9 protein-coding genes are annotated in these 13,129 nt (G+C 68.7%); 6 read left to right on the forward strand and 3 right to left on the reverse strand.

The window, feature by feature from the left end:
• Position 1: 1 nt before the first annotated feature.
• A complete protein-coding gene (locus ACQP1K_RS17100) occupies positions 2 to 1,105 on the forward strand; it encodes a ferredoxin reductase (protein WP_433496713.1) in 1,104 nt (367 codons plus the stop codon).
• 11 nt (positions 1,106 to 1,116) lie between these two features.
• The gene (locus tag ACQP1K_RS17105; protein WP_433496714.1) at positions 1,117 to 2,226 is read left to right on the forward strand and encodes a fatty acid desaturase family protein; all 1,110 of its coding nucleotides are present in this window, start codon (positions 1,117 to 1,119) and stop codon (positions 2,224 to 2,226) included.
• 81 nt (positions 2,227 to 2,307) lie between these two features.
• On the opposite strand, the gene ACQP1K_RS17110 is transcribed toward ACQP1K_RS17105, so the two are convergent.
• From ACQP1K_RS17110 to ACQP1K_RS17120, 3 genes are all read right to left on the reverse strand, one after another.
• Positions 2,308 to 4,014, reverse strand: coding sequence for a SpoIIE family protein phosphatase (locus tag ACQP1K_RS17110; RefSeq protein WP_433496715.1), 1,707 nt, complete (start codon positions 4,012 to 4,014; stop codon positions 2,308 to 2,310).
• A 394-nt stretch (positions 4,015 to 4,408) separates the two neighbouring features.
• On the reverse strand, positions 4,409 to 5,503 hold the full coding sequence (locus ACQP1K_RS17115; RefSeq protein WP_433496716.1) for an XdhC family protein: 1,095 nt from the start codon (positions 5,501 to 5,503) through the stop codon (positions 4,409 to 4,411).
• 131 nt (positions 5,504 to 5,634) lie between these two features.
• On the reverse strand, positions 5,635 to 6,300 hold the full coding sequence (locus ACQP1K_RS17120; RefSeq protein WP_433496717.1) for an SRPBCC family protein: 666 nt from the start codon (positions 6,298 to 6,300) through the stop codon (positions 5,635 to 5,637).
• A gap of 194 nt (positions 6,301 to 6,494) precedes the next feature.
• Between ACQP1K_RS17120 and ACQP1K_RS17125 the strand changes: the two genes are divergently transcribed.
• From ACQP1K_RS17125 to ACQP1K_RS17140, 4 genes are all read left to right on the forward strand, one after another.
• Entirely contained in the window at positions 6,495 to 8,555 is a 2,061-nt protein-coding gene (locus ACQP1K_RS17125; RefSeq protein ID WP_433496718.1) for a hydantoinase/oxoprolinase family protein, read from the forward strand.
• Positions 8,552 to 10,420 carry a hydantoinase B/oxoprolinase family protein gene (locus ACQP1K_RS17130; protein ID WP_433496719.1) on the forward strand — a complete coding sequence of 623 codons (1,869 nt, stop codon included), beginning with the start codon at positions 8,552 to 8,554 and terminating at the stop codon, positions 10,418 to 10,420. Before ACQP1K_RS17125 ends, ACQP1K_RS17130 begins: the two co-directional genes overlap by 4 nt.
• Positions 10,421 to 10,556: 136 nt before the next feature.
• Positions 10,557 to 11,393, forward strand: coding sequence for an IclR family transcriptional regulator (locus ACQP1K_RS17135; RefSeq protein ID WP_433496720.1), 837 nt, complete (start codon positions 10,557 to 10,559; stop codon positions 11,391 to 11,393).
• Between the two features lie 254 nt (positions 11,394 to 11,647).
• The gene (locus ACQP1K_RS17140; RefSeq protein ID WP_433496721.1) at positions 11,648 to 13,129 is read left to right on the forward strand and encodes a sugar ABC transporter ATP-binding protein; all 1,482 of its coding nucleotides are present in this window, start codon (positions 11,648 to 11,650) and stop codon (positions 13,127 to 13,129) included.

Here is a 13,129-nt window from a genome sequence, read left to right on the forward strand (position 1 = left end):
TGTGATCCCCAAGCGCGCGATCCCATCCGCCGCACGGCTCAGGCGGGCGATCCCGCGGCGGGTGGCGGTGGCCGCCCGATGGCTGACATCGCCGCTGCTTCCCGAGGACTACCTCGGGTTGATCAATCCCCTGTGGGCCGCGGGGGATCTGTGCGGACGGGTCGAGGCGGTGATCCCCGAAACCGCTGACGCGGCGACCTTGGTGATCCGCCCGGGCCGGGGCTGGAACACGCACCGTTCAGGTCAGTGGGTCCCGATCGGCGTCGACATCCGGGGACGGCGCCACTGGCGCACCTTCTCGCTGTCGTCCGCGCCGGGAGAACCCGGCGGTCACATCACCATCACGGTCAAGGCCATGCGAGGCGGGCTCGTCTCCGGGCACCTCGTACGTCGTACGGAACCCGGGGCGGTGATCAGGCTGGGGCGTCCCGAGGGGGCGTTCATCCTCCCGGATCCGCCGCCGCCACGCCTGCTGTTCGTGACCGCGGGGAGCGGCATCACACCGGTGATGTCGATGCTGGACGGCCTGCTGGGCGGTGCGGGGGCCGTGGCGATGCCGGACATCGTGCTGGTCCACTCGGCGCCGACGGCCGACGAGGTCATCTTCGGCCGGCGGCTTCGTAGCCTGGCCGCGCGACGTCCCGGGATGCGGCTGCACGAACGGCACACCCGTGCTGAGGGCCGGCTGCGGCCCGCGGACCTGGACAGGCTCTGCCCGGACTGGACGGCGCGAGCCGTCTGGGTCTGCGGACCGCCCGCCATGCTCGACGAGATCACGGCCCACTGGCCCGGGCCGCCCGATCGGTTGCACGTCGAGCGCTTCCGCCCGATGGCGGCGACCGTGGGGTCAGGGGGACGTGTGCGTTTCACCAGGAGCGGCCGGGAGGCGGACGCCGACGGGAGGACCCCGCTGCTCGTCGTCGGCGAGAACGCGGGGGTTCTCATGCCGAGCGGCTGCCGCATGGGCATCTGCTACTCGTGCGTCGCAGGGCTTCGCTCCGGACGCGTACGCGACATGCGCACCGGCCAGGTGCACGGTGAGGAGGGCGAAATGATCCAGACCTGTGTGTCGGCCGCCGCCGGCCCCGTCGAAATCGACCTCTGAAAGGAGCGAGCATGCCTGCCACGACCAGCCCGGCCTCGATCGACACCGAAGCGTTCGGCCATGAACTGGACAAGATCCGCGACGAGGTGTTCGCGAGCCTCGGTGAGGAGGACGCACGGTACATCCGCCGCCTCATCGCGATCCAGCGAAAGCTGGAGCTGGGCGGCAGGGCGCTGCTGTTCGCCTCCTGGTCGCCGCCCGCGTGGGCCGCGGGGACGGCGGCACTGGCCACCGCGAAGATCCTGGAGAACATGGAGATCGGTCACAACGTCCTGCACGGGCAGTGGGACTGGATGCGCGACCCGAAGATCCATTCGACCACGTGGGAATGGGACACCGCCTCGCCCGCCGACCAGTGGAAGCACTCGCACAACTTCGTCCACCACACCTGGACGAACGTGCTCGGCAAGGATCGCGACATCGGCTACTCGGCGTTGCGGATCAGCCCCGAGCAGCGATGGCACCCGATCTACCTCGCCCAGCCGTTCTACAACGCGCTGCTGGCGCTCTTCTTCGAGTACGGCATCGCGATCTACGACCTCGAACTGGAACGCATCCCGTCGGGGAGAAAAGACCCGAAGGAGGCGCTGGCCCAGCTTCGCGCGGTCATGGCCAAGATCCGGCGCCAGATCGTCAAGGACTACGTCGCGTTCCCGCTGCTCGCCGGGCCGGTCTTCCTGCCCGTCCTGCTCGGCAATCTGACGGCGAACCTGGCGCGCAACGTGTGGGCGCACACCATCATCTTCTGCGGCCACTTCCCGGAGGGCGCGGAGTTCTTCACCGAGGACCGGCTCGAAGGAGAGACCCGCGGCGAGTGGTATGTCCGTCAGCTGCTCGGCTCGTGCAACATCGACGGCGGCCGTCTCTTCCACATCATGAGCGGCAACCTCAGCCACCAGATCGAGCACCACCTGTTCCCCGACCTGCCCAGCAACCGGTACGCCGAGATCGCGCCGCGGGTCCGCGCGCTGTGCGAACGGTTCGGCCTGCCGTACACGTCCGGGTCGCTGGCCCGGCAGACAGGCTCGGTCTGGAAGCGCGTTCTGCGGATGGCCCTGCCGGGGCCGCGGCAGACGCCACCGGCGGCATCGCCGGCGAGGACCCTCGATGCCGTGGCCTGAGCTCCGGCGCGCTCCCCTGTGCGAGAAGGCCCCGGGCTCGGTGAGAGCCCGGGGCCTGTCGCTCATCGGATGTGAACGCGATCAGGCGCCCCGATCCCGTGCGGGAAGGCGTACCGCGAGAAGAGCGATGTCGTCGGTGGTCTCGAAGGATCGGCGGCGCAGGATCTCGTCGCAGAAGACCTCCAGCGGATGGTGGGCCACGGCGGCCGCCTGCTGACGCAGGTGGGCCAGCCCGGCACCGAGATCGCTGGCGGGATCTTCGACGAGACCGTCGGTGTAGAGCACGAGGGTGCTGCCGCCCGGGAGCGACTCCACGGAGTCGTGCCTGGGTGTTTCGGGGCCCAGGCGGAGCCCGAGCAGCGGATCCTGCGTCTGCTCCAGGAAGCGGGCACGCCCGTCAGGAGTGACCAGCAGGGGCGGCGGATGCCCGGACGCGCTCCAGTGCAGGCTCCAGGGACCGCCCTCCGGCCCCTCGATCCGAGCGAGGATCATCGTGGCCATGGACACGTCCGTGACGGCGGACAGGGCCTGGTCCAGCCGGCCGATGACCAGGCTGGGCGACTCGCGACGGTCCCACGCGAGCGCCCGCAGCATGCTGCGCAGCTGCGCCATCTCGGCGGCGGCCTTGAGATCGTGGCCGACCACGTCGCCGATGACCAGGGCGGTGACGCCGTCGGGCAGGAGGAAGGCGTCATACCAGTCGCCCCCCACCTGAGAACCGACGGGGGCCGGCAGGTAGCGCGCGGCCATCTGCAGGTGATCCACCTTCGGCAACGGAGCCAGCAGATGGCGTTGCATCGTTTCTGCGACATCCCTTTGCTGGCCGAACAGGCGTGCGTTGTCCACCGCGAGACCAGCGCGCCGGCCGATGTCGGTGACCAGGGTCACATCGGTGGCGTCGAAGGGACGGCCCGGGTCGGTGCGTGCCACGGTGAGGGCGCCCAGCACCTGCCGCGGCGTGCGCAACGGCGTGGCGATCAGTGATGTCGCGCTCCGGCCGGCGAACAGTTCGCGCTGGTCGGCGGCGAGGCCGGTCTTCTCTTCGCCTGCCATCTCGTCCGGGCCGAGCACGACGGTCTCCCCCCGGTTCAGTACCCGTGCGAGCAGGGAGACGACGGGCAGGCCGATCGAGGGCACCGAGACCGGTGAATTCGGCGTCTCACCCGGGGGAGGGACGACCACCACCCGGTCGACCTCATTGTGATCGGCATGCAGATCCACCACCGCCCAGTCGGCCAGCCGGGGCACGAGCAACCGGCCCAGCCGTTGCAGGGCTTCGTCCACCTCGAGCGTCTGGGTCAGCACAGAGGTGATCTCGCCGGCCAGCGTCAGGCGGGCGGTGAAGTCCTCCAACGCCGTCAGCTGGTCCGCCTGCCGGCGGCGGACGTTCACATGTTCGGTGATGTCGCTGAACACGACCACCGCCCCGAGGACGTGCTCCCCTCGCCGGATCGGTGCGGCCGACCAGGCGACCGGCAACAGGCCGCCGTCGCCCCGCAGGAAGGTCGTACGTTCGCCACACGTGTGACGACCGGTCTCAAGCACCCCGGTGATCTCGCAGGTGGAACGGGGAATCAGGTCGCCGTCCGCCCCCCTGTGCAGCAGATCGTGGGCATCGGCCCCCAGCAACGTCGTCACGGGGCGGTCCAGCAACGCCGCCGCCCGCGGATTCGCCGCGGTTATCCAGCCGGCGCGGTCGGTCAGGTAGATGCCGGTCCCCGCGCTGATGAACGCCGCCTGCGCCAACGCCGCGTCGGGCACGCCGGCATGGCCTTCCGCGCCGGACATCCGCGCATCACCGCCGCTCGCTGAGCCTTTTCCGATCCGATCCGTTGCGATGACCATCGCCTCCCCCCGGACGAGTCGAGGAAGAGCCCTGCGCGGTCCCGGTCCATAAGCCGAGCGTACAACGCGGTGCCGAAACCGGGCCGTTCCCGGCCGCGCCGGGAATCCGCCGCCTACGGCCCAGCGGTGTGACACGGACGGACCGTCGCTGCCCGTTCTGAAAGGGGTCTTTCGGCCGGCCATCTCGGCCAGCCCGTGCGGCGGCGGCCGTTCGCCTTCGGCCGGCATGCGGTGGGCACAGCGCAGGTCGCGCCGGTGCGGACCGAAACCCGCAGATCGGTCGTGACCCGGTCGTAGGCGTCGACGAGCCCGCCGGGCGGCGCGGTGGGAACCGGGGTCATCGATGGATCGCCGTGGTGGTCGTCGAGAGACGGCTCCCGGTGCCACCCCAGTTCAGCGCGATGATCTCGGCCGCGACCGAGACCGCGGTCTCCTCCGGCGTCCGGGCGCCGAGGTCGAGACCGATCGGAGACGACAGCCGTCGCAGCTGAGCCTCGGACACGTTCTCCGTACGTAGCCGGGCCATCCGGTCGTCATGGGTGCGCCTGCTGCCCATCACGCCGATGTAGCCGGCAGAGGTCTGGACCGCGACCTTGAGCAGGGGGACGTCGAACTTCGGGTCGTGAGTGAGGACGCAGATCGCGGTCCGCTCGTCGACCTCGACGGTCGGCAGGAACCGGTGCGGCCAGTCGACGACGACCTCGTCGGCCTCGGGGAAACGGTTCCTGGTCGCGAAGACGGGCCGGGCATCACAGACCGTGACATGGTAGCCGAGGAACTTTCCGATCCGGGCCACCGCGCCGGCGAAGTCGATGGCGCCGAATACGAGCATCCGCGGCGGCGGTGTGAAGGATTGGACGAACACCCTCAGATCGTCTCCGAACCGCCGATCCCGCACGCCGGTGGAGACGAGGCCGGTACGGCCGGAGCCGAGCATGCCGCGGGCGAGTTCGGCGACCGTGGCGTCGCACCGTACATGGCCGAGGGTCCCGGTCGTTCCGGTGCGGGTGACGACGATGCGGCGGCCGATCTCGGGCATGCCGCCGGTCACGGTCGCGACCGCTACCGCCTCTCCGGCCATGACCGCTGCGGCGACCTCACCGAACTCGGGGTAGGTGCGGCCATCGACCGGCACAACGAGGACGTCCAGCGTGCCCCCGCACGTCAGCCCCACACTGAAGGCGTCGTCGTCGCTGACGCCGTACCGGACCAACCGGGACTCCCCGCTGCGCAGAACCTCGGTGGCGACCTCGTAAAGGGCGCCCTCCACGCACCCGCCGGACACGCTGCCGACGACCTCACCCGTTTCTGAGACCGCCATCGCCGCGCCTGACGGCCGAGGCGCGGACCCCCAGGTCGCGACCACGGTTGCCACGGCGAAACGCACTTGGTCACGCTGCCACGCCGACAGCGCCTCCACGATGTCCTTCATCCGCACTGTCCTTCATCCGCGCTCGCCTGGCTCGAAATGTGCCGGCTCATCCGCGAGGGGGCGCCGTCCGCTCGTCTCACCTGTCCGACGCAGGCCGCCGATCCCTCCGACGTACGTCCTGGCCCGGCTCCCTAACGGGTGGCCCACCAGACGATCAGGGCGCCCGCGATGACGACGACCGCCGCCGGCACGACCCTCTTGACCACGCTGCCGCGGGCCGCGCCGATCAGGTCGATCGCTTCGGCCTGCTTCGGGCCTCTGCCCGGTGCGGGCGTGGCGGTGCCGGACACCGCGTCCGGCGTGCTCGCCGAGTTCGCCTGCTCCGACCCGGCGGCCAGCGGCTGGAGTTCCGATTCGGCCAGGCTCGCGGCGAGATTGGTGGAGAACTGGCCAAGGATCTTGTTGCCGATCTCCAGCATCATGCCGCGTCCGAACTGTGCCGGTCGCCCGGTGACGTTGAGATCCGTGACGAGGAAGCAGGTCGTGCTCGACGGGCCCGTGGCCTGCAACGTGGCGGTGACCTGGGCATTGGCGTTTCCGTTGCCCTTGGCGTCGGTCCCGCGCGCGGCGATGACCACGCGCCGGTTCGTGGCGTCCCGCTCCTCGAACCGGGCGACTCCGTTGTAGGTCAGCAGCACCGGGCCGAGCTTCACCTTGACGGAGCCGGCCACGCTGTCGCCCTCGACGGACGTCAGCGAGGCGCCCGGGAAACACGGCGCGATTCGCTCCACGTCGAGCAACACCTCCCAGGCACGTTCCGCCTCGACCGGGATGGTGAACTCCTGTTCGAGCTTCATGCTCACTCTCCTGTCACGGACTCCACGGCGCTTGGTAGTCACCATAGTCGTTCAACGGATATCAAATCCTCTAGGCGAATACAACGGGTCTCGCCTCCCGGCACCCCTGCTGTTGACATCGACTGATTCAGAAAGTTACCGTCCTCTAAGCGGATATCATGTCCGCTCACCGGATACTAGTCAATGGGAGAATCGTGGCCGGTACCTTGCGGGTCTCAGTGGACACCGGGGGCACATTCACCGACGTGATCGGCATCGACGAGACGACCGGAGCCATCCAGGTCGTCAAGACGCCGAGCGATCGAGAGGATCCGAGCCGGGCTCTGCTGACCGGCATCGAGAAGCTTCTCGCCCTGACAGAGGCCGACTTCGGCGACATCGAGATGGTCGTCCACGGCACCACGACGGCGACCAACGCCGTGCTCGAGCACGAGTTCGAGGGCATCGGGCTGCTCGTGACCCAGGGCTTCCGTCATGTGCTCGAGATCGCGCGCCAATCGGTTCCCGACGGCTATGGGAACTCGTTCTTCTGGGTGAAACCACCCCGGATCGTGCCGCTGCATCTTGTACGGGAGGTGCCGGAGCGGCTCACCTTCGATGGTTCGGTTTACCGCGAGCTCGACGAGGCGGCAGTGCTCGCCGCCGCGCGGGAACTCGTAGACTCCGGAGTGTCCCGGCTCGGCGTTTGCCTGCTGCACTCCTACGCGAACCCCGCGCACGAACGGCGGATCGGCGAGCTTCTCGCCGAGGCGTTCCCCGATCTGTTCGTATCGTTGTCGAGCACCGTGCTGCCCGAGTACCGCGAGTACGAGCGGGCGATGACCACGTTGATCGACGTCATGGTCAAGCCGTACTGTCGCACGTATCTCGACCGTGCCCACCGGGAACTGCGGAGGCGCTCCGGCGACCTGCCCTTCCTGATCATGCAGTCCAACGGCGGCGTGGTCAGCGCCCGAGCCGCCGGGGAAAAGCCGGTAACGATGCTGCTGTCCGGACCGGCCGGCGGCGTCATCGGTGCGGTCGAGGCGGCGCGCAGCGCCGGCATCTCCGACATCATCACCCTGGACGTCGGGGGAACCTCGACCGACGTGGCCCTCATCGAGGACCTGACGATCCGGCTCACCAACGAGACGGTGATCGAGAACTACCCGGTCAAGGTTCCGATGATCGACATCGCCACGGTGGGCACCGGCGGCGGTTCGCTGGCCTGGGCCGGGCCGAACGGCGCGCTCAAGGTCGGGCCCAAGAGCGCGGGAGCCGTACCCGGACCGATCTGCTATCGCCAAGGCGGCGAGCGGCCGACCGTGACCGACGCGGCCGCGATCCTCGGCAGGTTCCCGGAGTCCCTCGTCGGCGGCGACCTGGTGCTCGACACGGCCTCCGCCCGCGCCGCCTTCCGCGAGTTCGGCGCGAACTGGGACCTGACCGCCGAGGAGGCCGCCGCCGGAGTGCTGGAGGTCGCGGCCGCCGACCAGGTCGCCGGCATCCGCCGGGTGTCCACGCTCAAGGGACGCGACCCGAGCGCGTACACCCTGGTGGCCTTCGGTGGAGCGGGCCCGCTGCTCGCCGCGGAGGTCGCCGACTTCCTCGGCATGACCTCGGTGCTGGTGCCGCCGAACCCCGGCAATCTCTCGGCGTTCGGCCTTCAGGTGACCGACGTCAAGCGTGACTACGTCCGAACCTTCGTGCGGCAGGTGTCCGGCGAGGTGGCGGATGAGGTGACGTCGGTCTGGCAGGAACTGGAGCGACTCGGGCAGGACGAACTCGCGGAGGAGGGAGTCAACGCCGCGCGCGTCGAGCTGATCCGGGGCGCGGACCTGCGCTATGTGGGTGAGGGCTACGAGGTGACCGTCGTCGTCCCGGCCGGTACCCCGGACGAGGAGTCGCTCACCGCGGTGACCGCCGCGTTCCACGACGAACACGAACGGGTCTACGGGTTCTCCTACGCCGACAAGCAGGACGTCGAGATCGTCAACCTTCGGGTCCAGGCCATCGGGCGGCTGCACCGGCCCAAGCCCGCCGGGGTCCCACCTGCGACGGGCACGGCCGAGCCGGCCACACGTCGCCCTGTGTACTGGCGCAAGGCGGGATGGCAGGACTGCGCCATCTACCGCAGGTCCGGCCTCGGCTCGGGTGCCCGGATCTCCGGTCCATGCGTCGTCGAGGAGTACGGCGCCACGGTGGTCGTGCCCGAGGAGTGGGCTGCGTCCATCGATTCCTTCGGCAACCTGATCATGACGAGGCGGTCAGCATGACGAACACGCTCGGTCCCATCGAACTCGAAGTCATCACCGGCACGATCCGATCGGCGGAGGTCGAGATCGAGGCCGCCGTCGAACGAGCGGCGCGGTCTCCGATGATCCGAGACCAGCATGACTATCGGGTGGGCCTCTACGACGCGAAGGGCCGCAAACTCACGGGACGTTCCTACGGCTCGCTCATCGAGCCCGTATTCGAGTTCTTCGGAGACGACATCAACCCCGGCGATGTCTTCTTCTGGAACGACCCCTACAACAGCGCCGGCTCGTGCGGTCACGTACCAGACCTGTGCACCACCGTGCCGATCTTCTACGGCGATCGCCTTCTCGGCTTCGCCCAGGTCTTCGGCCACCACGACGACGTAGGCGGCTGCGTGCCCGGCAGCCTGCCGGTCCAGGTCCGCGACCAGTGGGGTGAGGGCCTGGTGGTGCCACCGGTCAAGCTCTACGACCGGGGCGTGCCCAACGACACCGCGTTCCGCATCCTGGAGCGCAACTCGCGGCTTCCCGAGCATCTGCGCGGCGACATCGATTCCGAGATCGGCGCGTGCCAGCTCGGCACCCGCCGGCTTGTCGAACTCGCCGACCGATACGGTGTGGATGCTCTGGAGAGCGCATTCGACTCGATCATCGAGAACTGCGCGGCGACGATACGCGCCGAGCTGCTTCCCAAGATCGAGGACGGCGTCTACACCTTCGAAGACTACGTCGAGTCCGATGGTTTCACCCGCAAGCTCTACGCCATGCGTCTGACCATGACGAAGACGCCGGAAAAGATCACCCTCGACTTCACCGGCACCGACCCGGAGGCGGAAGGTCCGATCAACTGGGCGATCGACTACTGCGACGGCCGATTCGTACGAAAGTGGATGGGGCCGGTGTTGCGCTGCCTCGCCGACTCACCGGAGCGTGCCGCCGAGATCGACATCAACGAGGGCGTCCTGGACGTCATCGATGTGGTGTTCCCGGAGAAGGGGACCCTGGTGACACCGCACTATGGGCGCCCTACCGGTCTTCGGTTCTTCATCCTGATCCGTTCTCTGGGAATCTTCGCCGGTGCGCTGGCGAAGGCCACCGGAGGGCGCATGCCGGCCGACCACGAGACGATCCGGATCTGGGGCCTGCACAGCCGGGAGAGGGACGGCAAGCTGAGCCTCTTCCGCGAGGTGCTCGGCGGCGGCGGTCCAGGCCGCCCATGGGCGGACGGCAGCGACGTGGTGCACATCGTGCCCAACTCACGCAACCTGCCGGCGGAGTTCTCCGAGCAGCGCTATCCGGTGCTGGTCGAGAACCTCGCCCTGCGTACCGACTCCGCCGGGGCCGGCAAGCGACGTGGCGGATTCGGATACGACAAGCGCGTGCGTGCGCTGCGCGACTGCCTTCTGCTCTCCAACGCCGACCGGTCGGAGCTCGCTCCGTATGGCGTGAACGGCGGAATGGCCGGCCAGCCGTACGGCGTCTCGATCGAGGCGGACGATGGCAGTCTCCGATCGCTTCCCGGCATGATCGACGATGTGCCGGTGCGTGCCGGAGAACTGGTGCGGTTGTGGACCTCCGGAGGCGGTGGCTGGGGCGACCCGCTTGATCGGGAGGTCGAGTTGGTCCGCTACGACGTACTGTGCGGCCTGGTCACCCGTGCGGCTGCCATGTCGGAATACGGGGTGATCCTGAGCGGAGAGAACGACAATCTGACGGTGGACGAGGAAGCCACGGCACGCCTACGCGCCGACCGTCGCGCCGCTCGTGAGCACCTCGGCATGTTCGACCGTGGTGAGCACTTCAGGAAGGTGCAGGCCGCTGGTGGCCTGGTCTGGCCGGAGGGCTGGGCCGATCCGGACGCCTGGCCCACGGTGGCGGGGTGACCCTGGGCGGGGAGAGAGGTCGTGAGCGACCCTTCTCCGCCCCGGTCAGTCCCCTCGGTGCGTATACAATCACAGTCGTTCCCGAACCACGGCAACCTGCGTGTCGGACTTGGGATCGTCGGGAAGTGGGTGGGAAGTGACGCGACGCACGGTGAATGCGACGGAGCAGGCGGGCGTCTCTCCAGATCATCCGAAGCCGAAGCTCCAGGGCGTTTCCCGCGCGCTTCGCGTGCTGGAGCTCCTCGCCCAGCAGCCGATGCGCGCATCGGAGGCGGCCGAGGCCCTGGGAATGTCCTGGGCGACGCTGCACCGGACCCTGTCGCAGCTGGAAGAGGACCAGTTCCTCGAGCGAGACAGCTCCGGCGTCTTCCGGATCGGCCGGCGCACCTGGCTGCTCGGCTCCACCTACCTGGTCGGGCACCGGCTGCTCGACCTCGCCATCCCATTGATGACCAGGGCGTCGCAGGACACCCCCTTCGCGGTCTTCCAGCTGGTCGAACGCAGCGAGGGCACGGCGGTCGTGCTCTACTCGCACGAGGCGCTGTCCGGCGAGATCATCACCAGGACGACCTACGGTCATCACTTCCCGCTGCACACGGGGTCCAAGGGACACGTGCTGCTGGCGTACGCATCCGAGGACTTCATCGCCCGCTACCTGAACGGCGAACTCGCCAGCCTCACCCCCGGCACGATCACCGACCCCGACAAGCTACGGGAAGTGATCGCAACCGTCCGTAGCCAGGGCTACGCGCGCACCATCGGCGACGTGCAAACCTTCACCGGTTCGGTGTCCGCGCCGGTCTTCGACAGCGAGGGCAACGTCGTCGCCGCTGTGTGCGCGGTGGTTTCACGAGCCCACCTCGACGGCGGCCAGCAGGAGTCGACTGTGATCGACGCCGTCCAACGGCTCGGCCAGGCGCTGTCGCTGGGCATCGGCTGGCAGCCGATGCGTAATCTCCGCCATCAGGGTTAGGCCCCCGACCCCACACCCGATCCACCGGCCGATGCCTTGTGGTCTGCCTTGCGTCCGTCAGGCGATGTCCGGCTGGCGGATGTGAACTCCGATGAACGGTATGAGGCGCTCTAACGCCTCGGCGCTGCCTCGTTCGCCGACTCGGCGCCGAGTGCGAGGTCACAAGTTGACCCTTGACACAAATAGCTTTCGGCCTGAGACTTCACATCACCGTTAGGCGAACACTGTATCCGCTAGGCGAACACAGAGGGATCATGCACGCCACACTGGAATTGCGCAATGTCGAGAAGTCGTTCCCCAGTGCGCGCGCCCTCAAGGACGTGTCGCTCGCCGCGTACCCCGGCCGTGTGCACGCGCTGCTCGGCGAGAACGGCGCCGGCAAGTCCACCCTTATCAAGATCGCCTCTGGTGCCCTGCAGCCCGACGCCGGGCAGATTCTGCTGGACGGTGAGCCGGTCCGGTTCACCCCGCGCTCGGCCAAGGCCGCCGGCATCAGGGTTCTCCACCAGGAGCGCCAGATAGCGCTGACCCGGAGCGTGGCCGACAACGTGCTGCTCGACCGGCCGGCCCGGGGCCGGTTCGGGCTTGTCACCGCACGAAGCCTCGCTCGTGAGGCGGGCGAGAGGCTCGCCCGCGTCGGCACCGATCTGGATCCGTACGCTCCGGCCTGGACGCTCACCGTCGCGCAGATGCAGCTGCTCGAACTGGCCCGCGCCGTCTGCGCGGACGCCAGGTGCATCATCATGGATGAGCCCACGGCGACCCTGCACCGCGCCGAGATCGAACAGCTCTTCTCGGTCGTGCGGCAGGTCAGGGACAGCGGAATCGCGGTCGTCTACATCAGCCATCACCTGGACGAGGTGATGGAGCTCGCCGACGACTACACGGTCCTTCGCGACGGGTCGAAGGTGGCGAGCGGCCCGGTGGCGGGTGTGAGGATGCCGGAACTCGTCAGCCACATGTTCGGCGACGAGGTGTCGCTGCGCCGCGAAGACGTACACGAGGGCGACACGACGCCCGGCGATGTGGTGATCGAACTCGACCAGGCGAGTTTCGGCGGCGCCGTGCGATCGGTGGACCTGAAAGCGCGCCGTGGTGAGGTCCTCGTGGTCACCGGAGCTGTCGGCTGCGGCAGCCGGGAACTCGCCCAGCTCATGGCCGGGGCGATCAGACCGACATCCGGGACTGTCCGAATCCTCGGCGAGAGCCGGACCAGCCGCCGTGTCGCGGCCCGTGCGGGGGTGGGCTTCCTACCCGCCGATCGCAAGCGGGAGGGGCTGATGCTGGATCGTTCGATCGTCGACAACGCCCTGCTCGCCGAGAATGGTGCCGACCGCGCTCCGCTGTTCAACCCCGTGTCCGCCGCGCACCGAGCGGACGATGTCTGCCGGCGGCTGTCGGTCAAGCTCTCCGATGTTCGCGCTCCGATCCGGGGGCTGAGCGGAGGCAACCAGCAGAAGGTGATCCTCGCTCGATGGCTGCGGGTCGGCAGCGAGGTGCTGATCCTCGACGAGCCGACGGTGGGCGTCGACATCCCGTCGAAGTTCGAGATCTACCGGCTGCTGCGCGAACGGGCGGCGGCGGGTTGTGCGGTGGTGCTGTTCTCGACCGAATACCAGGAGATCAGGTGCGTGGCCGACCGCGTCGTCGTCATGCGGGACGGGCGCATCGCGGGTGAGGTCGCCGGTGAGGACGCCACCGAGCATCGAATCTTCGAGATGGAACTGGGAAGCTGA

This window comes from Sphaerimonospora sp. CA-214678 (assembly GCF_050942215.1).
In the GTDB taxonomy this organism is placed as follows: Bacteria; Actinomycetota; Actinomycetes; order Streptosporangiales; family Streptosporangiaceae; genus Sphaerimonospora.